At 71.9% G+C, this 22,786-nt stretch carries 19 protein-coding genes; 9 read left to right on the forward strand and 10 right to left on the reverse strand.

Annotated features, from left to right (window positions below; translation table 11 throughout):
• Nucleotides 1-108 precede the first annotated feature (108 nt).
• Entirely contained in the window at nucleotides 109-1,269 is a 1,161-nt protein-coding gene (locus ACWD3H_RS21695) for a hypothetical protein (protein ID WP_355558284.1), read from the forward strand.
• Here ACWD3H_RS21695 and ACWD3H_RS21700 read toward each other — a convergent pair.
• The 7 genes from ACWD3H_RS21700 to ACWD3H_RS21730 all read right to left on the reverse strand — a co-directional run bounded on the left by ACWD3H_RS21700 (nucleotide 1,227) and on the right by ACWD3H_RS21730 (nucleotide 6,378).
• Nucleotides 1,227-2,258 carry a copper resistance D family protein gene (locus ACWD3H_RS21700; protein ID WP_350952123.1) on the reverse strand — a complete coding sequence of 344 codons (1,032 nt, stop codon included), beginning with the start codon at nucleotides 2,256-2,258 and terminating at the stop codon, nucleotides 1,227-1,229. The two genes, ACWD3H_RS21695 and ACWD3H_RS21700, sit on opposite strands and share 43 nt — an antisense overlap.
• A complete protein-coding gene (locus tag ACWD3H_RS21705; RefSeq protein ID WP_451956255.1) occupies nucleotides 2,255-2,860 on the reverse strand; it encodes a copper resistance CopC family protein in 606 nt (201 codons plus the stop codon). Before ACWD3H_RS21705 ends, ACWD3H_RS21700 begins: the two co-directional genes overlap by 4 nt.
• Nucleotides 2,861-3,160: 300 nt before the next feature.
• Nucleotides 3,161-3,532, reverse strand: a complete 372-nt coding sequence (locus ACWD3H_RS21710) for a DoxX family protein (protein WP_451956256.1) — start codon at nucleotides 3,530-3,532, stop codon at nucleotides 3,161-3,163.
• A gap of 32 nt (nucleotides 3,533-3,564) precedes the next feature.
• On the reverse strand, nucleotides 3,565-4,362 hold the full coding sequence (locus tag ACWD3H_RS21715; protein ID WP_355558272.1) for an ABC transporter permease: 798 nt from the start codon (nucleotides 4,360-4,362) through the stop codon (nucleotides 3,565-3,567).
• Nucleotides 4,359-5,129 carry an ABC transporter permease gene (locus tag ACWD3H_RS21720; RefSeq protein WP_350923622.1) on the reverse strand — a complete coding sequence of 257 codons (771 nt, stop codon included), beginning with the start codon at nucleotides 5,127-5,129 and terminating at the stop codon, nucleotides 4,359-4,361. Before ACWD3H_RS21720 ends, ACWD3H_RS21715 begins: the two co-directional genes overlap by 4 nt.
• Entirely contained in the window at nucleotides 5,119-6,036 is a 918-nt protein-coding gene (locus ACWD3H_RS21725) for an ATP-binding cassette domain-containing protein (protein ID WP_451956257.1), read from the reverse strand. Before ACWD3H_RS21725 ends, ACWD3H_RS21720 begins: the two co-directional genes overlap by 11 nt.
• A gap of 51 nt (nucleotides 6,037-6,087) precedes the next feature.
• Entirely contained in the window at nucleotides 6,088-6,378 is a 291-nt protein-coding gene (locus ACWD3H_RS21730) for an antibiotic biosynthesis monooxygenase (protein ID WP_350923626.1), read from the reverse strand.
• Between the two features lie 60 nt (nucleotides 6,379-6,438).
• Here ACWD3H_RS21730 and ACWD3H_RS21735 point away from each other — a divergent pair, with 60 nt between their 5' ends.
• Complete coding sequence (locus ACWD3H_RS21735; RefSeq protein WP_451956258.1) at nucleotides 6,439-7,071, forward strand: TetR/AcrR family transcriptional regulator; 633 nt, start codon at nucleotides 6,439-6,441, stop codon at nucleotides 7,069-7,071.
• On the opposite strand, the gene ACWD3H_RS21740 is transcribed toward ACWD3H_RS21735, so the two are convergent.
• The 3 genes from ACWD3H_RS21740 to ACWD3H_RS21750 are packed head-to-tail and all read right to left on the reverse strand — an operon-like array spanning nucleotide 7,068 to nucleotide 10,167.
• Nucleotides 7,068-8,258 carry a 2-oxo acid dehydrogenase subunit E2 gene (locus tag ACWD3H_RS21740; RefSeq protein ID WP_451956259.1) on the reverse strand — a complete coding sequence of 397 codons (1,191 nt, stop codon included), beginning with the start codon at nucleotides 8,256-8,258 and terminating at the stop codon, nucleotides 7,068-7,070. The genes ACWD3H_RS21735 and ACWD3H_RS21740 overlap by 4 nt on opposite strands.
• The gene (locus ACWD3H_RS21745) at nucleotides 8,255-9,241 is read right to left on the reverse strand and encodes an alpha-ketoacid dehydrogenase subunit beta (RefSeq protein ID WP_355558256.1); all 987 of its coding nucleotides are present in this window, start codon (nucleotides 9,239-9,241) and stop codon (nucleotides 8,255-8,257) included. Before ACWD3H_RS21745 ends, ACWD3H_RS21740 begins: the two co-directional genes overlap by 4 nt.
• Nucleotides 9,238-10,167: a thiamine pyrophosphate-dependent dehydrogenase E1 component subunit alpha gene (locus ACWD3H_RS21750; protein ID WP_451956260.1), complete on the reverse strand. Its 930-nt coding sequence runs from the start codon at nucleotides 10,165-10,167 to the stop codon at nucleotides 9,238-9,240. The genes ACWD3H_RS21745 and ACWD3H_RS21750 overlap by 4 nt, the downstream gene beginning before the upstream one ends.
• A 491-nt stretch (nucleotides 10,168-10,658) precedes the next feature.
• On the opposite strand from ACWD3H_RS21750, the gene ACWD3H_RS21755 reads away from it, so the two are divergent.
• The 7 genes from ACWD3H_RS21755 to ACWD3H_RS21785 are packed head-to-tail and all read left to right on the forward strand — an operon-like array spanning nucleotide 10,659 to nucleotide 22,744.
• The gene (locus ACWD3H_RS21755) at nucleotides 10,659-16,271 is read left to right on the forward strand and encodes a non-ribosomal peptide synthetase/MFS transporter (protein WP_451956261.1); all 5,613 of its coding nucleotides are present in this window, start codon (nucleotides 10,659-10,661) and stop codon (nucleotides 16,269-16,271) included.
• Nucleotides 16,268-16,447, forward strand: coding sequence for an MbtH family protein (locus ACWD3H_RS21760; protein ID WP_350923638.1), 180 nt, complete (start codon nucleotides 16,268-16,270; stop codon nucleotides 16,445-16,447). Before ACWD3H_RS21755 ends, ACWD3H_RS21760 begins: the two co-directional genes overlap by 4 nt.
• On the forward strand, nucleotides 16,444-16,692 hold the full coding sequence (locus ACWD3H_RS21765; RefSeq protein WP_451956262.1) for an acyl carrier protein: 249 nt from the start codon (nucleotides 16,444-16,446) through the stop codon (nucleotides 16,690-16,692). Before ACWD3H_RS21760 ends, ACWD3H_RS21765 begins: the two co-directional genes overlap by 4 nt.
• The gene (locus tag ACWD3H_RS21770) at nucleotides 16,689-18,182 is read left to right on the forward strand and encodes a class I adenylate-forming enzyme family protein (protein WP_451956263.1); all 1,494 of its coding nucleotides are present in this window, start codon (nucleotides 16,689-16,691) and stop codon (nucleotides 18,180-18,182) included. Before ACWD3H_RS21765 ends, ACWD3H_RS21770 begins: the two co-directional genes overlap by 4 nt.
• Nucleotides 18,183-18,190: 8 nt before the next feature.
• Nucleotides 18,191-19,750: a condensation domain-containing protein gene (locus tag ACWD3H_RS21775; RefSeq protein WP_451956264.1), complete on the forward strand. Its 1,560-nt coding sequence runs from the start codon at nucleotides 18,191-18,193 to the stop codon at nucleotides 19,748-19,750.
• Complete coding sequence (locus ACWD3H_RS21780) at nucleotides 19,747-21,261, forward strand: condensation domain-containing protein (RefSeq protein ID WP_451956265.1); 1,515 nt, start codon at nucleotides 19,747-19,749, stop codon at nucleotides 21,259-21,261. The genes ACWD3H_RS21775 and ACWD3H_RS21780 overlap by 4 nt, the downstream gene beginning before the upstream one ends.
• Complete coding sequence (locus tag ACWD3H_RS21785) at nucleotides 21,248-22,744, forward strand: condensation domain-containing protein (protein WP_451956266.1); 1,497 nt, start codon at nucleotides 21,248-21,250, stop codon at nucleotides 22,742-22,744. The genes ACWD3H_RS21780 and ACWD3H_RS21785 overlap by 14 nt, the downstream gene beginning before the upstream one ends.
• Nucleotides 22,745-22,786 lie beyond the last annotated feature (42 nt).

Below are 22,786 nucleotides of genomic sequence, written 5' to 3' on the forward strand. Positions count from 1 at the left end.
TCATCCGAGCAAGGATGATCACCTGTGCCGGAAGGGTGACGGTCGCCCCGATGGCTCGGGGATGTCCCTGATTGCGGACTGAGGTGGAGGGCGGCATCATTTCGACACGTGAAGCCAGTAGAAAGCCTCCGAAGAAGAGCCACTCCGGTCATCGAGTGGGCTCTGCCGTATTGGACGCGAGGAAAGGCCGGCAGGGAGACCCCGGAGGACCTGTTCAGGCTCCTCTACTTCGGGTGGCTGGTGGCTTTCTCCTTCAAGGTGCTCGGGGCGTCCTGGGACGTCTCCTGGCACTTCAAGTGGCTCCGTGACGACCTGGCCCCGCCGCACCTGCTCAACAGTGTCGGCACCGCCATCGCTCTCGCGCTCACCATCATCCACATCTACACCGGTTACGGCGTCGACAAGCTCGCGCAGCGCCTCATCACCTGGGGCACGGCGGTCTTCCTGATCGCGGTACCGCTCGACCTGATCAACCACCGGGTCAACGGGCTCGACATCACCTCGTGGAGCCCGTCCCACCTGATGCTCTACATCGGCACGCTCTTCATGGTCTGCGGCGTCCTCTGGGGCTGGTTCATCCGGGCGGTTCCCGGCCGGACGCGCACGCTGGTCCTCGGCGGGCTCTTCGTCTTCCTCTTCGAGAACGTCTGGTTCCCGGAACAGCACCAGGAGTACGGGGTCTACGGCCTCGCCGCCTGGGACAGGGGCGAGCCGGACGCGGAACCGATCCTGATCAGGTTCGCCGCCGACCAGATCGGCCTGCCGGTGGACGACAGGGCGGTGGCGCTCCACTTCACGCTGCCCGTGCCCGACCAGCTCTACCCGCTCTACGCCGTGATCGCCGCCATGCTGGTGGCCGTCTGCGCCCGGGCGATGATCGGCCGGATGTTCTCCGCCACCGCGGTGGTCGGCGCCTACGTGGCCTTCCGCGCCCTGATCTGGCCCCTGCTCGCGGTCGCCGACTTCCCGCACTCGGCGGTGCCGGTCTTCCTGATCGCCGGGGCGCTCGCCGTCGATCTGGCGTTCCTGATCAGGATGCCCGTGGTCAGGGCGCTGGTCGGCGCACTCGGCGTCACCCTCGTCGTCGACCAGGCGCTCCGCTTCCAGCACGAGATGCTCATGGCGCCCCCGCTGGTGCCCCCCGCGACCATGCTGATCGGGGGAGCGGGACTCGCCGTCCTGTGGCTGGCGGCCGAATGGGCGTGCGGCCGCTACACGCTCCGGGCTCAGGACAGGGAGGCCGTGGTCAGCGCCACCGCCACCCCGTAGGCGAGCCCCATCACGGTGATCTCGGCCGCCGCCCACGCGACGACCGCCGTCGCCCGCCGCTCCGCGATGTGCGGCAGCAGGCGGAAGCGGATGTGGGCGGCGAACGGGATCAGCAGCGCCACGCAGGCGACCTTGGCCACCACCAGCGGGCCGTACTCACCGCTCAGCAGCGCCCCCGGCAGTTCCACCCCGGGGGTGAGGGCCATCGTGGCGAGCCCGTTCACCAGCCCGGAGACGCTGACCAGGACCAGCGCCAGGGTGGCCAGCCTGGAGAACTTCGGCAGCACCCGCGCCAGCAGCTCCCGGTCCGCGGCGACCAGCAGGATGATCGTGAGCAGGCCACCGGTCCAGGCCGCCGCGCCCATCACGTGCAGCTCCATTGAGATCATGATGGGGTCGTGCCAGACCGAGTCGACGGCGTGGCCGGTGACCGGGATCGGCAGCAGCCCGAAGAAGGCGATCACGATCCGCAGCTCGGCGGGGACCTTCTCGCCGTACCGCACGGCCAGCAGCCCGATCCCGGCGTAGGAGAGCGCGCAGGCGGCGGTGAAGAGCATGCCCTGACCGGCGCCGACGCCGTCGACGTACTCGGCGATCATCGACGGAGTGGGGATCAGCCCGGGGTTCAGCTCGGCCGTCTGGAAGACGATGATGACCAGTGCCAGCAGCGCCCATGCCCAGGCGAAGGTCACGGCCATCGGCCGCGCCCGGCGCATCACCGGTTCGGTCCGCTCGGGGTCGTCGAACCCGAGCATCTTCGGCAGCAGGCTCAGCCCGACCACCGCCACCGTCGCCAGATCCAGTAGCACCCGCAGCACCGGCAGGCCGTACTCCACCAGCGGCCCGGGGATGACGATTCCCGGCACCGCCTCCTGCGCGGTGAACGCGGTCGCGGCCAGCACGGCCAGCACGGCACCCGACACGAACCCGCCGGCCACCAGCCTCCTGGCGGTGCCGGCCTCGGGGACCCGCTCGGTGGTCACGGTCATCTCGCGCCCCCCTCCTTCGTACGGCGCATCGCCACGACGGTGGCCCCGCCGAGCAGGACGATGGAGGCGGCGATCCACAGCACCGCCATCCCGGCCCCGCCGTTCTGCGCGGCCTCGGCGGCCTGGGCGCCCAGGTCGGGGCCCTGGGCCGCGGCGGCCGAGGCCGTCGGTGCCGGGTCCGTGGGTGCCGGGTCCGCAGGCGCCTGCTCGGTACCGGCCTGCTCCGAGGAGGCCGGGCCGGGTGCCGTCAGGGTGAAGGTGATCTTGCTGGAGACCGGGTGGCCGTCGGCGGAGAGGATCCGGTAGCCCACCACGTACTCCCCGGCGGGGCCGAGGGCCTTCACGCGGACGCTGGCCTTCGCCCTGTCGACCGCCGTCTTGCCGTCCTCCCACCGCGTGCCGTCGGGACCGGTCACGCTGATCTGCGCGAAGCCCTGCCGGACAGGCTGGTCGAAGGTGAGCGTGATCGTCTCGGGTCCGGTGGCCAGCTCGGCACCGTTCTTGGGGTCGCTGTCGATCAGCACGTTGTGGGCCTGCGCCGGGGTGACCGCGCCGAGCAGCGCGGCGCACGCGAGCAACAGGACCGTGAGTAGCCGCCTCACCGATCATGGCCTTCCGTTGGGTGCTTCATGACCTCGACATGTTCCCACCTTCACCTCGCGCTGGGGAATCGCGCCCGGCGGCAGGGGCGGCCGGGGCGTCGGACGTCGCCGGTTCCCGGGGGCCCGGTGGCAATGAGGAAAATTCCAAGGTAATAGTGGCTCATGAGTCAGCTGGGTGACCGGGTGGCGGGGGGCGAACCCGACCAGGTACGGGCCTGCAGGTGCGTCCAGGTCGACGGCGCCCCCCACCTGCGCTGACGTCCTGCTCGAGGCGTTCACGACCTCGAGCGGGACGGAGGGTCAGAAGGGGTAAGGGCCGAAGCGGCCCCAGGCGATGACAGCGGCCGGCGCGAGCAGTACCACGTTGACGGCGATGGCCGACGGCTCTTTACGGCGGGCGTGGGTGGCTGCGGCGCCGAGCATGGTGATGGCCAGGCCGGTGGCGGCCAGCGGGGTGAGGATCGGGGCGATGCCGGTGACGGCGGGCAGGAGCAGGCCGAGGGCGCCGAGAAGTTCGACCATGCCGATCAGGCGGATCTGGGTGGGGGTGAAGTCCTCCACCCAGGGCAGCATGGGGCGCAGTTTCTCCCTGGGCCGGCCGGCATGCATGACCCCGGCCAGGCCGAAGACGGCGGCCAGGAGGGCCTGCAGAATCCACAGGAACACGTTCACGTCAGGTGCTCTCTTTCTTTCGGGTTCTTGGCCTAGTAGCGGCCGAGGGTGCCGCGGTGCCGGGCGAGGTGTTCGAGCCGGTTGAACAGGACCACCCCGGCGGTGGTGATGAGCAGCGGCTGGGCCAGCAGCCACGCGAGGCCCCAGCCGGTTGGGAGGGTGGCCAGGGAGTGGCCGCCGAGCAGGATGTCGCGCATCGCCTCGATGCCGGGCGCGATGGGCACCAGCAGCCGGCTGAGGAAGGCGATCGGGTCCGGCATGGCGGCCAGGGGGACCAGCGTGCCGCCCACGATGGCGTAGACGGCCACGGACAGCTGGGTGATGATCTCGATGCGTTTGAACACCAGGGTCAGCCCGCACAAGATGAGAGCCAGCCCGCAGGTGCCCAGCACGATGGCGGCCAGCGGCACGATCACCTGCGCGTCGAAGGGCAGCCGCCCGCCCTGAGTGGTGATGGCGACGACGCCGGTGGCCAGCACGGCCAGCGCGGTGGGCAAGGCCGAGATCACGGCGGCCACCTGACGGCCGAGGATGCTCGCGGCCGAGGGCAGCGGGGTCAGGTAGGTCTGCTCCAGAACACCGGACTGGATGTCGCCCAGATAGCTCCAGAACACCCGGTTGACCTGCTCATGGATGAAGGTCAGCGCCACCATGCCGACCAGCACCGGCAGCAGCAGTTCCGCACGTAGCTGCCCGCGCCCCATGAACAGCACGATGAGCAGGTAGAACAGCGGGAACGTGATCATCTGGATGAGGCTTTCGCGCCATCCGGCGGCGAGGTTGAGCAGGCCCTTGCGGACCTCGGCGGCGAATCCGCGGGCGAAGGTCATGACGACTCCTGCAGCGCTCGGCGGTGGTTGCGGACGAACAGCAGGCCGCTGACGACGGTGAGCGCGAGGGTGTGGGCGAGCAGCCAGGGCAGTGTGCCGGCGTTCCAGACCTCGGCCAGGCTCCGGCCCTCGAACAGCGTCTGGGTGATCGCCTCGATGCCCAGCGTGGTGGGCAGGACTCTGGCCAGTACGGCCAGCCAGTCCGGATAGAGGGCCAGCGGCAGGAACGAGCCGTTGAGCAGCAGTATCAGCGAGGTGAACAGCGACTGCAGGGCGCCGATCATCGGGGAGACCAGCGCGAGGGCCGCCAGCAGGAACGTGAAAGCCAGCACGTTCACCCCCAGCAGCACGGCCGGCAGGAGCGCCGCCCAGCGCAGCGGGATCGAGATCCCGGCCACCAGCATCGGGACGAGGGAGGCGACGGCCGCCACCGCCAGTCCGAACACCGAGGCGGTGATCAGCCGGCCGAGCATCGGCAGCCACGGCGGTGCCGGGGTCATCTGCGCCTGGGCGAAGGTGCCGGCGCGTTTCTCCTCGATGAGGTCGGCCACCATCACCAGGCCGGCGTACTGCAGGAACCAGTAGCCGCCGATCGCGACCAGGGTCTGCGGCAGCAGATCCTGGCGCAGCTCGCCCTGGCCCAGGACGAACTGCAGGCCGAGGTACATCATGGTGCTGATCAGCAGCGTGATGACGTGTCCGACCGGGTGGGCCAGCTGAACGCGCAGGCCCTTGCCGATCTCCGCGCCCAGGACGTTAAGCAGCATGGGACGGCTCGTTCACCAGGGTGAGGAACACATCCTCCAGATCGGGTTGCACCTGGGTCAGCGACTCCAGGACGACCCCCTGCGTGCGCAGGCGCTCGACCACGTCGTACACCTCAATCGGATCGCTCACCCGCACGCTGATCGTGGTGACGCCGTCGCGGGTGACGGCGTCGAACCCGGGTGGCGCCACTCCTTCGACGCGGATCTCGTACCTGTCGCGTTCGCGGAAGCCGGCCAGCAGCTCATGCGTGGGCAGGTCGGCCACGAGCCGCCCTTGGCGGATGACGGCCACCCGGTCACACAGCTCCTGGGCCACATCGAGCTGGTGCGTGGTGATCAGGATGGTGGTGCCGAGCTCGCGGGCCTGCTCGGTGATCCAGTTCTTGACGGTGCGGGTGGCCTCGACGTCGAGGCCGAGCGTCGGCTCGTCCAGCAGCACGATCGGCGGGGCCGCGATCAGGGCGACGGCGATCGCGACCTTCTGCTGCATGCCGCGCGAGAAGCCGCCGACCCTGTCGTCGCGCCGCTCCCACAGGCCCAGATCGGTCAGCAGACCCTTCGCACGCTCGGCGACCTGGCCCTTGCGCAAGCCCTTGAGCCGGCCGAAGTACATCAGGTTCTGCCAGGCCGACAGGCTCCAGTAGACGTTGCGCGAGCCTTCCAGCACGGCGCCGAACTGCGCCATCGCGGCCGAACGCTGGCGGGTCACGTCGAAGCCGCCCAGCCGGGCCTGTCCCGAGGTGGGGGTGAGCAGCCCGGCCAGCATCTTGATGGTGGTGGTCTTGCCGGCGCCGTTGGGTCCCAGGAAGCCGAAGACCGATCCGGCGGGGATGCGCAGCGACACCTCGTCGACCGCTCGGACCTGCGCCGACCCGTACACCTTTGTCAACGCGTCAATTTCGATCATGTCATCTCCTCGTGGGGGGTCCCGGCCCCTTCCGCGGGCCGGGACGGGGGATCAGTGCTCGTCCAGGACCTCGATGTCCTCCACCGCGGCATCGCGGGTCAGTGAGAAGGCCGCGGTGGCCTCGGCGTTGCCGGGTACGGCCTGGCGGGCCGCCCGCAGGCTCGCGGCCGAATCCCAGCGCCAGATGCCCACCCACGTCTCGTCGCCGAGCCGGCCGAGGCGCGCTTCGGTGAGTCCGGGAAAGGCGGCCCGGGTGGCGGAGACCAGGGCGGCGTGCCGGGTCCGGAGTTGCTCGGCGTCGGCGGGATCGGCCTGGAAACGGGTGACGGTGATGACCGGCATAACTGGACCTGCTCTCTAGAGTTGACTTCTAGTTATCGAATCTAGAGATAGACTCTAGCCATGAGTGATGTCAAGCGGATGAGCAAGCGGGCACAAAAGGCGCAGGAGACGCGTCGGCGCATCCTGCAGGCGGCACTGGAGCTGTTCGTGCAGGACGGCTACGGTGCGACGAACCTGCAGGACATCGCCGCCAAGGCCGGGGTCGCGGTGCAGACGATCTACTTCGTCTTCGGCAACAAGCGCACCCTGCTGAAGGAGCTGGTCGACGTCACCATCGCAGGCGACGACGAGCCGGTCGCCACGATGGACCGGCCGTGGTACACCGGCGCGCTGGCCGCCGGCACCGCCCAGGACATGCTGCGCGCCTACGTCGCCGGCACGACCTCGGTCCTGGAACGGGTCGCGCCGATCGGCAAGGTTTTGGAGGCGGCGGTCGCGAGCGACCCCGAGGTCGCCGCCCTATGGCCCAACGACGTCGATCCCCGACATGTCGTCCAGCGGAGAGCGGCCAAGGCGCTCGTCGGCAAACCCGGCGCGCGGGCCGAGATGTCGGTGGAAGAAGCCGCCGACCTGCTGTACGGCCTGCTCAGTCCCGAGCTGTACCTGCTGTTCGTGCACGAGCGCGGCTGGCCGCGTGAGCGCTGGGAGCGGTGGGCCTGCCAGACCCTGAGCGCCCAGCTCTGCTCAGGTTAGGGCGTCAGCCCCGGTTTCTCCAGGGCGGCCCTGAGCGCGCCGAGGAACTCCGCCGCCTCGCGGCCGTTGGCGAAGCGGTGGTCGTAGGCGAGGCCGAGGGAGATCACCTTTCTGGTGACGAAGGCGCCCTCGCGGGTCTCCACCACCTCGGGGCGCGGGGCGCCGAGGGAGAGCGCGCAGATCTGGCCGGGGAAGACGATCGGGATCGCGGTGATCACCGAGGTGTCGGTGTGCAGGGTGAGCATGATGTTGCCGCCCACCAGGTCGCGTTCCCTGAAGGTCCCGCTCAGCGCGGTCTTACGGAAGCCTGCCAGGTCGCGGGCGATCTCATCGAGCGGGCGCCGGCCCGCGTCGCGCACCACCGGTACGTACATGCCGCCTCCGACGTCGACGGTCACCCCCACCTCCGCCGTCGTGGCGCGGCGGGCGCGGCGGCCGTCGACGGGTGTGGCGAAGAAGAGGGGGAAGCGGTCGAGCAGCCGCCCGGTCGCCTGGACGAGCAGCTCGGGCAGGCCGATGAGAGCACGTAGCCGCCTCGTCTCCGCCCGGGCGAACGGCAGCGCGTCCGTCACGTCCACCCGCATGACCGTGAAGGAGGCGGGGATCTCCCGGTGCGACCGCTCGACCACCTCGGCGGTACGCCGCTGTGCCCTGGACGGCTCGATCAGCTGGGAGTCGTCCTGGTCCGGTGGGATGAGCGGGGCGGTACCCCTCATCGGTTCGATCGGGGGAAGGGTGACGCTCACCGCGCCGCTCGTTCTGGCCCGCGAGGTGTGGAGCGGGACCAGGTCGGCCCGCCTGACCACCTTCCTGCCGAGGGCCCGGACCTGGTCCATGGAGATGCCGTACTCCTCCATGGCCCGCCGGGCGGGGGCGGTGATGACGATCTCCTCCTGCCCCGCGCCGGTCTCGGCGGGTGCGGGTGCGGGTGCGGGATCGTCTCCGGGGTCCTCGCCGTCGGGCGTCAGGCGGGCGATGACCTGGCCGGGAGAGCACTCGGCGCCCACCTGAAGCAGGTGCCGCAGCGTCCCGTCCCGTTCGGCGGTCAGCTCCTCGGCCGCCTTGGAGGTCTCCAGCACCGCGAGCGGCTCCCCGGCCCGTACGGCCTGGCCGTCCTTCGCCTCCCACTCCACCAGCAGGTACGAGGCGTCGTTGTTGTTGAGCTTGGGTACCCGGACCTCGGTCAAGACAGGGCCTCCGCGACGGCGTGCCGGATCCGGCCGGACTGGACGAGGATCTCGCGCTCCAGGTGGGGGGCGGCCGGGATGACGCTGTCGGCCGCGCTGATGAGGCTGATGGGGCGGCGCAGGGTGGACCAGAGCCGAGGGTGGAGCACCCGCGCCACCTCGGCGCCCCAGGTGCCGCCCTCCGAGCCGTCCTCGACGACGCACACGTGCCGGGCACGGTCGAGCCCGGGGAGCGTGGGCAGCGGATAGAGCCGCGCGGGAACCAGCAGCTCGCAGGCCACGTCCTCCTCCATCAGCAGGGCGCGCATGGCGTCAAGCGCCCGGTGGGTCATGCCGCCGTGGACGATCAGCGTGCAGTCGGGCTCGGTCACGCCGTCCACGAAGACCCGGGCGACGCCGTCGGTCAGCTCGTAGCGGAACAGGTCGTCCACGACACCGCCCTCGTACATGCGCCGGGTGTAGAGGACCTTGTCCTCGAAGAACAGGCAGGGCTGTTCCAGGGCGAACATCAGGGCGAACAGCTCGCCCGCGTCGTGGAAGGGGGTCATCTCGAACAGCGAGAGGCCGGGCACGCCGATGAAGTGCTTCTGCGGGCTCTGGCTGTGGGTGGGGCCGTAGCCGCGGTTGCCGCCCGACGGGCAGCGGACGACCAGCGGGATGGGGACCCCCCTGCCGTACATGGAGGTGGACTTGGCGGCGAAGTTCACCAGCTGGTCGAAGGTGAGCGCGGCGAAGTCGGCGAACATGATCTCGACGATCGCGCGGTCCCCGGCCAGCGCCAGGCCCGCACCGATCCCGGCGATCGCCCCCTCGCTCAGCGGGGTGGACCGGACGCGGTGGCCGAACCGGGTGGACAGGCCCCTGGTGACCTTGAAGGCCCCGCCGTACGGATCGCTGACGTCCTCACCGAGCAGGTGCACGCGGGGGTCGGCCTCCATCAGGTCGTGCAGTGCCCGGTTGAGATGCTCGGAGACGCGGGTCACGGGCGCTCCCAGACCGACGGGGGACGGGCGGCGACCTCGGCGGCGATCCGCTCGACCCGCTCGCGGGCCGCCAGGTCCAGGGCGGCGAAGTGCTCGGGGAAGTCCCGCGCGTAGCGGGCGTACCAGTCGTGGCCGGCGGCCAGGGCGATCTCCTCGGGGGTGCGGGTGTCATCGCCCTTGCTGTGCGGGCCGATCCGGTGGGTGACGAACTCGACCACCAGCGGGCGCGACTCCCCGCGGACCACGCCGAGCAGGGGCGCCAGCTCGGCGCGGATCTCGCCGACCTCGGTGGAGGTCACCCGGTGGTGCGGGATGTCGAACGCGGCGGCGCGGGCCGCGATGCTCCCGGCCATCTGCGCCGACGTCGGGGTGGACTGGGCGATGCCGTTGTTCTCGACGACGACCAGCAGCGGGACCCGCCAGAGCCGCGCGATGTTGAGCGCCTCGTAGACCGCCCCCTCGCCCCAGCTGCCGTCACCGACGTAGGCGCAGGTGAGCGCGCCCGTCCCGTTGAGCTTCAGGGCCACGCCGACCGCGACGGGCAGGCTCTCGCCCTGGACGCCGGTGGACAGGAAGCGGCGGTGGTAGACGTGCTGGCTGCCACCGACCCCGGCGCAGAGCGCGCCCTCGCGACCCATGATCTCGGCGAGCAGTCCGTGCGGCTCGGTGTACCTGGCCAGGAAGTGCCCGTGGCCGCGGTGGTTGCTGAGGACGAAGTCGTCATCGCGGAGCAGCGGCGAGAGCGCGACCGGGATGTACTCCTGGCCCAGGCAGGTGTGGGTGGTCCCGCTCAGCTCACCCGCCTCGAAGAGCCTGAGCAGGGTCAGCTCGAAGTGCCGGATGAGCAGGAGGAGTTCCAGGTCCTTTCGCGGCGGTGGGGACGGCGGCTGCCGCAGGCACGGGGGGATTGGGGCGGTGACGACCACGTGTGCGCTCCTGGCATCGAACGATCTTGGGGAACACGCTCGGCCACTGGGGCGGAGGCGGCATGGGAGCGCTCCCATCCGGAGCGTAGGAGGCGCACGAATGAGAGTCAATGACTGTGCGGATGACAGATATTCAAGAAATGAAGAATAGGGGTATTCATCTGCAAAAAGGGTCTAAAAGGCGGTTTGTTTCGGTTCATGGTGCTCGAAAACAACGCTGTAACCTTGACGAATTCGGCGAGAGATCTCTAGCCTCCTCCGTGGGAGCGTTCCCACGACGCCGTGCATCCACGCGGTGACATGAGGCGCCCGGTCGGGCGCCCCCACTCGCCCGAACGCTCACATCTTTCGGCGCCGGGGTGACTCCGCGCCGCGCAGGTCTCCGGGCCGCGCCGATCCGGCCGGCCGACATGGGATCGCACACTCGGGCGATCCCGTTCCCCGCCGCGGGGGAACGCTCACGGGTTCCTCTTCGCCAGTACGGAGGTGTCTTGACGCGAACCGGCCTCTCACCGGCCAAGAAAGCACTGCTCGCCCAGCGACTGGGCGGCCGCGTCGTCACGGCGGCGATTCCGCCGCGCCCTTCCGGAGCGGTGCCCCCGCTCTCCCCGGCGCAGGAACGGCTCTGGTTCCTGGAGCAGTACGCCCCCGCTACCTCCGCCTACACCGTGGCCTTCGCGGCCACGCTGGAGGGGGAGATCGACGCCGAGGCACTCGCCCGAGCGCTGACCGAGGTGGCCCTCCGGCACGAGAGCCTGCGCACCCGGCTGGTCACCACCCCCGACGGCGGTCCCGCGGTCGTCGTCGACGACGCGCCCGCGGTCGTGCTGCGGACCGCCGGCGACCTCGCGGAGATCGACGAGGAGTTGGCCAGGCCCTTCGACCTCGCCGCGGGCCCGCCGCTGCGGGCGCTCCTGGTCCGGCTTGGACCGTTCGAGCACGTACTGCTGCTCACCATGCACCACGCGATGACCGACGGCTGGTCGTGCGACATCGTCATGGAGGAACTCCTCACCCTGCACGCCGCGTACCGTGCGGACCGCGACCCGGAGCTGCCGCCGGTGCCGGTGAGCTACGGCGACTACGCGCACTGGCAGCGGGAGCGCGACCACGCCGAGGAGATCCGCTACTGGCGGCGGCGTCTGGACGGGCTGCCCCCGCTGGAGCTCCCCGCCGACCGTCCGCGTCCTGCCGAGCAGAGCTGGGAGGGCGCCGCCTGTGGCGTGGCCCTGGACGCCGAGCTCAGTGCGGCGGTCGCCGCGCTGGGCCGCGCCCACGGCGCCACCCCGTACATGATCCTGCTCGCCGCCTTCGAGGTGCTGCTCTCGCGCTACTCGCGGCAGTACGACTTCGCGGTCGGCTCGCCCGTCTCCGGGCGGGACCTGCCCGAGCTGGAGCGGGTGGTCGGCGTGTTCGTCAACTCGCTGCCGATGCGCGCGGACCTGTCCGGCGACCCCACGTTCGCCGAACTGCTGGCCAGGGTCAGGGAGACGGCGCTGGACGCCTACGCCCACCAGGAGCTCCCCTTCGACCGGCTCGTCAGCGAGCTGGGCGTGGAAAGGGACGTCAGCAGATCACCGGTGTTCCAGGTGATGTTCGCCCTGCAGAACTACCGCTCCAGGCCGCTGGACACCCCGGGCCTGACCATGACCCCCTACCCGGTGAAGGCCACGGCCAGCCGGTTCGACCTGGCCCTCTACCTGTTCGAGACCCCCCACGGGCTCGCCGGTCACCTCACCTACAGCACCGCGCTGTTCGACCCCGGCACCGTCGCGCGGATGGCGGCGTGCTTCGAGAACCTGATGAGGTCGATCGTCGCCGACCCCGGCGCGCCGATCTCCGAGCTTGAGATCCTCCCGCCGGACGAGCGTCGCCGGGTCCTGGCACTCGGCGAGTCCACCCCCGTGACCCCCTTCGGCACCGGGCTGCTGCACGAGGCCGTGTCCGAGCGGGCCCGGCTCACCCCGGACGCCGTCGCGGTCGTGGCGGGCGACACCTCGCTCAGCTACGCGGAGCTCCAGGGGCGGGCGGAGCGGCTCGCGCGCCTGCTGCGGCGGGCCGGCGTGGGCCGCGGCGACCGGGTCGCCGTCTTCCTGGAGCAGTCGGCGGACACGGCCGTCGCGGTGCTCGGCGTGCTCAAGGCGGGCGCCGCCTATCTCCCGCTGGAGCCCGACCATCCCGGTGACCGGATCGCCTACGTGCTCTCCGACGCCGGGGCGCGGGCGGTCGTGACCGCGTCCGACCTCCGTGACCGCCTGCCGGAGGGGCTGCCCACGGTCGAAGTCCCCGCCTCGGGCGACCCGGAAGGCGCCGAGGACTCCGACGGGCAGGACGCCGGGCCGGTGGAGAGCGGCGTGACCCCCGACGACCTGGCGTACGTCATCTACACCTCGGGGACCACCGGGCGGCCCAAGGGCGTGGCCGTGCAGCACCGGCAGGTCATGGTCTATCTCGCCGGGGTGCGGGAGCGGCTGGAGATCGAGCCGGGCGGGGTGTTCGGACTGCTCCAGTCGCTCGCCTTCGACTTCGGGGTGACGATCTTCTACCTGTGCCTGATGACCGGGGGCGCGCTGCACCTCATCCCCCCGCGCACGGCCGCACCGGAACTGGCGGCCTACTTCCGCAGGCACGGCGTCGACTATCTCAAGATCACCCCATCCCACCTGGCGGCGCTGCTCGCCGACGCGACCCCGGACGAGCTGCTCCCCGGCAGGCTGCTGATCCTCGGCGGCGAGGCGGCACCGCGCGCCTGGGCCGCGGAGCTCGCGGCGGCCGGGCGGTGCCGGGTGATCAACCACTACGGCCCCACCGAGGCCACCGTCGGTGTCACCACCTACTCCGTCGAGCCCGGCACCGCTTCCGGAGCCGTGCTGAACGGCGCCGCCCCCGCCCCCCGGGCCGCCTCGGGGGCCGCTCCGGGGGCAGGGACGGCGCTGCCCATCGGATCGCCCATGCCCGGGGCGCTGGTACACGTGCTCGACGACAACCTGCGGCCGGTCCCGGCCGGGGTTCCCGGCGAGCTCTACCTGGGCGGCGACCGCCTGGCCCGCGGCTACCTGGGCCGTCCCGGGCTGACCGCCGACCGCTTCCTGCCCGACCCGTACGGCGCCCCCGGTGCCCGGATGTACCGCAGCGGCGACCTCGGCCGCTGGCTGCCCGGCGGGGAGCTGGAGTTCCTCGGCCGGCGTGACCTGCAGGTGAAGGTCCGCGGCTACCGGGTGGAGCCGGCGGAGGTGGAGGCGGTGCTCTCCGAGCATCCGGGGGTGACGGGCGCCGTCGTGGATCTGAGAGGCGGGCGCCTGGTCGCCTACCTGGTCGGACAGGCCGGCCCGGCTGCCCCGGAGGCCGCCGAGATGCGGTCCTGGCTGGCCGAGCGGCTCCCCGACTACATGATCCCGGCCCGCTACGTGTGGCTGGACGAGCTGCCGCTGAAATCCCACGGCAAGGTCGACAGGTCGAAGCTGCCGGATCCCGCCGCCGAGGTCTCGGCCGCGGGGTTCGTGCCGCCGGAGACCGCGCTGGAGGAGACGGTCGCCGGGATCTGGGCCGAGATCCTGGAGGTGGAGCGGGTCGGCGCGCTCGACGACTTCTTCGATCTGGGCGGCCACTCGCTGCTCGCCATGCGGGTGATCGCCCGGCTGCGCGCGCAGGTCCCCGAGCGGGCGGTGACCGTGCTGGAGCTGTTCAAGAACCGCACGGTCAGGGAACTGGCCCGGCTGCTGGAGACCGGCGGCGACGGCGGGCGAGAGCTGCTGCACCGGCTCACCCCGCCCCGCGCCGCCAAGGCCACCATGGTCTGCGTGCCGTTCGGCGGCGGCAGCGCCGTCGTCTACCAGCCGCTGGCCGACGCGCTGCCCGCCGACTGGGCGCTGTACTCGGTCGCGGTCCCGGGGCACGAGCTCGGCGAGCGGTCGCGGCCCTTCGACGAGGTCGCCCGCGAGTGTGCCGAGGAGATCCTCGCCGGGGTGCGCGGGCCGCTGGTGCTCTACGGGCACTGCGGGCTCGGCGTCATGCTGATCGTGGAGATCGCCCGGCACCTGGAGGCGGCGGGCCGCCCGGTCGACGCGATCTACCTCGGCGGCGTGTTCCCCTTCGCCCGCCCAGGGCGCGGCCTGGGCTGGCTCGGCACCCTGATGGACCGGATGACCAGCGACCAGGGCAGGATCAACGCGCTCTCCGCGGCGGGGCTCGACGTCGAGGAGTTCGAGCGTGACCAGCTCAGGCTGATCATCGAGAACCGCCGCCTGGGCACCCGCATGGCGGAGCGCTACTTCACCCGGCTGTTCGAGGAGGAGGAGACCCGGCCCTTCACGGCACCGGTCATCGCGGTGGTGGGGGAGCGGGACCCGGCGACCGAGTTCTACCAGGAGCGCTACCGCGAGTGGCTGCGCCTGTCCGGCACCGCCGCCTGCGTGGTGCTGGACGAGGCCGGGCACTTCTTCGTGAAGTACCGGGCGCGGGAACTGGCCGACATCCTCACCGGTACCCACCTGGCCCTGGCCCGAGGACGGACCGCGCCGCTGGAGCGCACCGAGGACTCCACCTGGTGGCTCCAGGGCGTCTCCGGCGAGCCCCACTGCTCCGACTCGCCCCCCGCCCCCGCCCTCGTCCCCGTGCCCGAGTCCGGCGCCGCGGAGGGCTCCGACGGCGCCACGCGGACCGGCGGCCGGGCCGACCTCCGGATAGTCGGCCCCGACGAGCCCGGCCCCGACGAGCCCGGCACCGGCACTGTCACCGCCCCCGCCACCGGCGGGCCTCCGCCCGGCATGCGGCGGTTCCTGCTGGTCTCGGTGGGGCAGCTGGTCTCGATCACCGGGTCCGCGCTGACCGAGTTCGCCATCCCGATCTGGATCTACCTGACCACCGGGTCGCTGGCCAGGTTCGCGCTGTTCGCGGTGCTGGGACTGGTGCCCGGCATGCTGGTGGCGCCGCTCGCCGGAGCGATCGTGGACCGTTACGACCGGCGCAGGGTCATGCTGTGCGGGGACATCGGCGCCGGGAGCACGCAGCTCGCGCTGGGCGTGCTGCTCTGGACCGGAAATCTGCAGATCTGGCACATATATCCGTTGCTCGTCTGCCTGTCGATCGCGCTGACCTTCCAGCGGTTCGCCTACGGCTCGGCGATCCCGCAGCTGGTCCCCAAACGGTTCCTCGGCCACGCCAACGGCGTCGTCCAGATGGCCACGGGCACCGCCCAGCTCGTCGTGCCGCTGATCGCGACCGGGCTGATGGCCACGATCGGGCTGGAGGGCATCCTCATCATCGACGTCGCCAGCTACCTGGTCGCCACGCTGGTCCTGCTGTTCGTCCGCTTCCCGACCGCCATGCCCTGGCGCCGCAGGGAGAGCGTCCTGGCCGAGATGGCGAACGGCATCCGCCACTCGTGGGGCAACCCCGGCTTCCGCGGCATGCTCGTGTTCTTCGCGGTGCTCAACGTCTTCCTGTCGCCGCTCTTCCTGATGATCTCCCCACTGGTCCTGTCGTTCGCGACGCTCGACGACGTCGGCAGGGTCGCGTTCGCGGGAGGGCTCGGGGTCTTCCTCGGCGGCCTGCTGATGACCGTCTGGGGCGGGCCCCGCAGGCGGCGCCTGTACGGGGTGCTGCTCGCCACGCTCGCCCTGGCGGTGTTCTGCGTGCTCACCGGATTCCAGCAGAACCTCGCCCTGATCGCGGTCGGCTCGTTCGGCATGTCGTTCTGCCTGACCCTGCTGAACGGCGTCTACGCCACGATCATCCAGGTCAAGGTGGCACAGCGGTTCCACGGCCGGGTCATCGCGCTCAACACCCTCGTCGCCTGGTCCACCCTGCCGATCGGCTTCGGCCTGGTCGCGCCGTACGGCAGCGCCCTGTTCGAGCCGCTGCTCGCCCCCGAAGGCCCGCTGGCCGGCACCGTCGGCCTGCTGATCGGCACCGGCGAGGGCCGCGGCATCGGTTTCATGTACGCCTGCTTCGGGCTGGCCATCGCCGTCATCGCGCTCGTCGCCATGCGCGTGCGGGTGCTGGCCCGCTTCGACGCCGACGTACCCGACGCGCTCCCCGACGACCTGGTCGGTTTCGAGGCTCTGCGGAGCCGTACCCGCAAGAAAGAGGAGGTTGGGTCATGAGTTTCCTGGTGGTGCTCAACGACGAGGAGCAGTACTCGATCTGGCCGGCGGGCAGGGAGCTGCCCGCCGGGTGGCGGGCCGAGGGTTTCGAGGGGGACAGGGAGGGCTGCCTCGCCCACATCGACGAGGTGTGGACGGACATGCGCCCGCTCAGCGCGCGGGGGGAGGTGGCATGACCGACCCGCTGGCCTCCAGGATCGCCGGGATGATCTCCGTTGCCTGCGACGGGCGGCTCACCGCCGACGAGATCGTCGGCTCCGAGACCTCCCTGTCCGCGCTGGGCGTCACCTCGCTGGCGCTGCTCCGGCTCATCGACGCCGTCGAGGACGAGTTCGACGTCGCCCTCGACCTCGGCGGGGGCGCCGCCTACCTCGACAGCTTCCCGCTGCTGGTCGGTTACGTGAGCGAGCGGACCTCGTGAGCCCGGAGACCGTGCCGCAGATGCTCGCGCTCCGCGCCGAGCAGGACCCCGAGCGGGAGGCGGTGATCGTCGAGGGCGTCGCGTCGATGACGTTCGGCGAGTGGGACCGGCGCTCGGACGACGTCGCGCACGGGCTGCTCGACCGCGGCGTGCGGCGGGGCGACCGGATCGGGCTGCTCTTCGGGAGCCGGGACTGGGTCGACTTCGCCGTCGCCTACTGCGCGGTCCAGAAGACCGGCGCCGTCGCCGTGCCGCTCTCCGACCGGCTCGCGCCCGCCGAGGTACGGCACATGCTGGAGCACTGCTCGGCCTCGGCCCTGCTGTGCGGGCGCGACCTCACCCCGCCGGAAGGCGACCGCTGGAGCGCGGCCGTCGCGGAGCTGGAGGGGGGGACGGCGGGGCCGCCCGGGGTGCGGGTCGAGCCCGCGGACCTGGCCCAGATCCTCTACACCTCGGGCACCACGGGGCTGCCCAAGGGCGTGGGCGCCAGCCACGCCAACCTGGCCTTCGGCTGCGAGACCCGCCCCAACCGCCGCAGGTTCGGCCATTCGCGCCACCTGCTGCACGCCTTCCCGATCGGTACCAACGCCGGTCAGACGATGCTGATGAACGCGCTGGACGCCCGTCCGGCCATGCTCACCCTCGGGCGCTTCACCCCCGGCCGCCTCGCCCGGCTGATCGAGTCGCGCCGGGTCGGCACCGTGTTCGTCGTACCCGCCATGGCCATCGAGTTCCTCAACGCGGGACTGCACGAGCGCCACGACATGTCGAGCGTCCTGCTGCTCGGTTCGGCCGCCTCGGCCCTGCCGCCCGCGGTGGCCGCGCGTCTGGCCGACGCCTTCCCCAACGCGACGGTCACCAACTACTACACCTCCACCGAGGCCGCTCCCGCCCAGACCATCATGATCTTCGATCCGTCCAGGCCGGGGGCGCTGGGACGGCCCGCGTTCGGCGGGGCCCTGCGCATCACCGACGCGCACGGCGACCCGCTGCCCCCGGGAGAGGCCGGCGAGGTCTGGATGCGCTCACCCACCGCCACCCGCTTCTACTACCGGGACGAGCAGGCGGGCGCCGAGGCGTTCAGGGGCGGCTGGGTGCGGATGGGGGACATCGGCCGCCTGGACGCCGAGGGCTACCTCCACCTCGTCGACCGGGAGAGCGACGTGGTCAAGTCGGGCGCGTTCAAGGTCTCCACGCTCCAGGTGGAGGCGGCGCTCCACGAGCACGAGGCCGTCGCGGAGGCCGCGGTGCTCGGCGTCCCGCACCCGGTACTCGGCAGCGTGCTCGCCGCGGCGGTGGTGCTGCGGTCCGCCGGGACCTCCGGCGGGGATCTACGGGCCTTCCTGATGGACCGCCTGGCCGGGCACGAGCTCCCCGAACGGGTGCTCGTCGTCGACACCCTGCCCAGGAACCAGTCGGGAAAGGTCGTCAAAAGGGAGCTGCGGGGCCTGTTCGAGGTCGCCGCGACAGGTCAGACGGAAGGCACGTGAAAATGTCGATGTCGCTCACAGCGGGATGGGACCGGGCGACCTTCGCCCAGCACGGGATGTGGATCACCGAGCGGATGGGCGCCGGTGGCCGGGTCTACGCGATGCCGCTCACCCTGCGGCTCGACGGCCCGCTCGACACCGGCGCGATGCTCGCCGCCTGTGCCGCGGCCGTCGAGCGACACCCCGTGCTCGCCGCGGTCCTGGCGGAGCGGGACGGCGAGGTCCGCCTGCTCCCCGGCAAGGTGCCCCCGCCGATCCGCTTCGAGGAGACCCCGCCCGAGCCCGGCCGGCTTGAGGCGGAGGTGGCGCGCCCCTTCGACCTGGAGTCGGGTCCACCGGCCAGGTTCACCCTCTTCAGGCTGGGGGCCGAGCGGCACCTGCTGCAGATCGTCGCCCACCACGCCGTCTTCGACGGCGTCTCCAAGGACCTGCTGCTCCGTGACATCGCCGCCGCCTACGGGGGCTCCGCCCTCGCCCCCCTGACGCTCTCCTGCGACGAGATCGCCCGCGCCGAGCAGGGCCGGGTCGCCGCCGCGCTGGAGGAGGCGGCGGAGTTCTGGCGGCCGAGATGGCAGGACGGGCAGGACCTGCTGCTGCCCGGCCTCACCCGCACCTCGCTGCGCGCCGCGCCCGGCGACACCGTGGAGTTCCGCCTTGGCGGCGAGGTCGCCGCCATCGCCGCCGACCTGGGCCTGACCCGCTTCGAGGTCGTGCTGGCCGCACTGCACGCGCTCCTGTACGGGTACGGCAACGCCCGCGTCACGGTGGCGGTGGACCTGTCCACCAGGACCGAGGAGACGCGCGAGCACGTGGGAGCGTTCGTCAACGAGCTGCCCGTGGCCTCCAGTCCGTCCGGGACGTTCGCCGAGTTCGCCCTGTCGATCAGGGAGGAGCTACGGGCGATCTACCGCTATCGCGAGATTCCCCTGGCCAGGGCGCTGGGCGGGATCAGCCCGCGCTCCGCGCTCACCCCCGTCTCGGTCAGCTACCGCAGACGCCCGGCCGGTGACCCCTCCTTCGCGGGACTGGACGCCTCGGTCGACTGGGCGGCGTCCAACGGCGCGGTCCGCAACACCCTGCACCTGCAGGTCGTCGACGGTGCCGACGGTGTCGACGGCGCCGAGGCTCGCCTGCGGTTCAACCCCGAGATCCTGGACCGCGCCGCCTGCGAGGGCGTCGCCGAGCAACTGCGGGTTCTGCTCGCCGGCATCGCGGCCCGCCCCGGCGCCCCGCTCGACGAGCTGCCCCTGCCTCCCCGGGTCGTCCCCGCCGGCCAGGCCGATCAGGCCGATCACAGCCTCGTCACCGGTCCGGTCTCCGGCGGCGAAGGCGCCAGAGGGGAGGACGCCGAGCTCCTCGGGCAGGTCACGGCGATCTGGTGCGAGGTGCTCGGCGTGGACACGGTCCAGCCGGACGACGACCTGTTCGACCTCGGTGGTCACTCGCTGACGATCACCCAGATCATCTCCCGTGTCCGGGACGGGATGGGCGTCGAGCTCTCCTTCGAGGTGTTCATCGACTCCCCGACCGTCGAGGGCGTCGTCGAAGAGATAGCCAGAGCCCGATGACGGCCGAATCCGGACGGCCATCGGTGGTGACCGTCGAGTTCTCCGGGGCGCGGGGCGGCGAGTCGCCGCTCACCTGGGGCCAGCTGGCCATCTGGAGGATCACCCGGTGGCTTGAGGACGGCGACCCGTACTTCAACATGCCCTGGGTGCTGCCCGTCTACGGCAGGCACACCCAGGACGCCGTCATCGGCGCCCTGCGCGGCCTCGTCGAGCGGCACGAGACCCTCAGGACCACCTGCGAGGACGCCGCCGACGGGCCGGTCCAGCGGGTGGCGAGCCGGGGCCGGTTCGACGTCGAGGTGGTCGACGCCGGGGAGGACAAGCCACTCGCCGCCGCCAAGAAGGTGTCCGCCGAGCTGGCCGCCAGGGGCTTCGACTACGCGGTCGAGCTGCCGTTCCGTTGCGCCGTCGTGACCGTCGGCGGCCGCCCGCGCGCGGTGGCCTTCGCGCTGTCCCACCTGGCGGTGGACGGCTGGGCGCTGGACGTGCTCGCGGGTGACTGGCGGGCGCTGCTGGCCGGGGACGAGCTGCCCGCTCCCGGGTGGCAGCCGCTGGACCAGGCCGCCTTCGAGCGTGAGGGGGCGGGAGCGGCCCGCGGCGAGCGGGCGCTCCGCCACTGCCGCGCCGAGCTTTCGAGGGCGCCGGAGACCATGTTCGACTTCCCCCGCGTCACCGCGGAGGAGCCGAGGTTCGTCCGGGTCGGCATGGAGTCGGTGGCCGTCGCCGCCGCCGCCGAGATCCTGGCCGAGCGGTGGTCGGTCAGCACGGCCAGCGTGCTGACCACGGCGAGCGCGGTGCTGCTGGGCGTGCTCACCGGGCACCGCCGGGTGGTCATGCAGCTGATCGTGGCCAACCGGCACGACCCCAGGACCGCGGCCATGGCCGGTACCGCGGTGCAGGACGGGCTCCTCGTCCTCGACCTGCCGGACGGGACGTTCGCCGACGTGGTCCGTGCCGGGCACCGGCGGGCGTTGATGGCCTACCGCAACGCGCACTACGACCCGTACCGGATGATGGCGCTGCGCGAGGAGATCGGAAGGGAGCGTGGCGGTCCCGTCGACCTGTCCGCCTACTTCAACGACACGCGGACCACCGCTCACTGGCCCAACCTGCCCAAGGTGGAACCGGCGGGGGATCCGGCCGCGGTCGCCGCCCTCACCGAGCGGACCAGGTTCTTCCTGGTCGGTGCCTGGGACGCGGTGGACGCCACGGTCTTCTTCGCCACCGGGCCCGCCACGAACACCTGCCGGCTCTACCTGCTGACCGACACCGCCTGCCTGCCGCGCTCCACCGCCTACGCGCTGCTGGGCGGGGTGGAGAGGCTGCTGGTCAGGGCCGTGGCCGAGGAGGTGGCGCTGGACGAGGTCGCCGAGCTGTGCGGCATCGTCCCGATCGAGCGCCCCGCCGTCCGGGAGGCGGCCCTTCCCGGTACGCCGGAGAGCGGCCCGGCGGAGACCGAGCAGAGCCCGGCGACGGCGAGATCCAGGGAGGTGGCCGGTGACCACGCCTGACCCCCGTGTCGCCGCGGAGACGGACCTCGCGGTGCGGGAGTCCGCGCCGGAGCACGCCCAACGGGAGCACGCGGCGCAGGACCGGCGTGAGGAACTGCTCGGCCGGCTGGCGCGGCTGTCGCCGGAACGGCGCGCGGCGCTGCTGGCGGAGGCGCGGGAGCGGGACGGGGGCAGGCGGTGGCCCCTGTCGTTCGGGCAGGAGCGCCTCTGGTTCCTCAGCAGGTTCGACCCCGGCGACACCACGTACCACACCCCCTGGTGCGTGCGGCTGCGCGGCCCCGTCGACGTGCAGGCGCTCGCCGCCGCCTTCACCCGCGTCGCCGAGCGGCACCACGTGCTGCGCACCCGGTTCCGGCTGGCCGGTGACCGTCCCGTCCAGATCGTCGTGCCCGTCGCGCCGGTGCCGGTGGAGCGGGCGGACGTCACCGGCGACCCGGCCCCGGCCGTCGTGGAGTTCGTGAACCGGCCGTTCGACCTCGAAGGCGGCCCGCCGCTGCGCGTGGCGCTGCTGCGGCTGGGCGAGGAGCACTTCCTGCTCTGCATCGTCCTGCACCACATCGTCGTCGACGGCTGGTCGCTGGACGTCCTCATGCGGGAGGTGACCGAGTGCTACGCCGCCCACCGCGAGGGCAGGCCGCCGGCGCTGGAGGAGCTCCCGGCGCAGTACCCGCAGCTCGCCGAGGAGGACAGGCGCCGCGCCGAACGGGACGAGGACGCCTCCCACCTCGACCACTGGACCCGCACGCTCGCCGGGGTGCCGGCGCTCGACCTCCCCGCCGACCATCCTCGTCCCGCCCGCTGGAGCGGGCGCGGCGGGCAGGAGAGCCTGCTCGTGCCCGACGAGGTGATCACCCGGCTGGAGGACGTCGCCAGGAGCGCGCGCTGCACGCTCTTCATGGCGCTGCTCGCCGCCTACCAGGCGACCCTCTCGCTGGCCTCCGGGCAGCGGGATCTGTGCGTCGGGGTGCCGGTCTCCGGCCGGGACCGTACCGAGATCGAGCCGCTGATCGGCTACTTCGCCGGCACGCTCGTGCTCCGTGCCGACCTGTCGGGCGACCCCACCTTCCTCGAACTGATGAAACGCACCCGGCTGACGCTCTTCCGGGGACTCCAGCACGCCGGCACGCCGTTCGAGCGGATCCTCGCCTCGTTGCGCCTGCCCCGTGACCTGAGCAGGCCGCCGCTCTTCCAGGCCATGTTCAACCTGCACAACCTGCCCAAGGACGACCTGCTGCGGACCACGATGGGCGACCTGTCGGCCGAGGTCTACCCCGTACCCGCGACGGGCCGTACCAAGGCCGAGGTGTCCGTGGACGCCTGGCGGGGGCCCGAGGGCCTCGGCGGCGTCCTCGACTACAGCAGTGACCTGTTCTCCGCCGGAACCGCGCGGCGCCTGGCCCGCACCTTCACCGACGTGGTGGAGCGGGCCGGAACCGACCCGGGCCTCCGGCTGTCCGACCTGAGAGGTGTACGACCGTGGTGATGTCCTCCCCGGCGCGAGAGCCGGGACTCACGGCACCAGACC

Source organism: Streptosporangium sp. NPDC002607, from assembly GCF_053592655.1.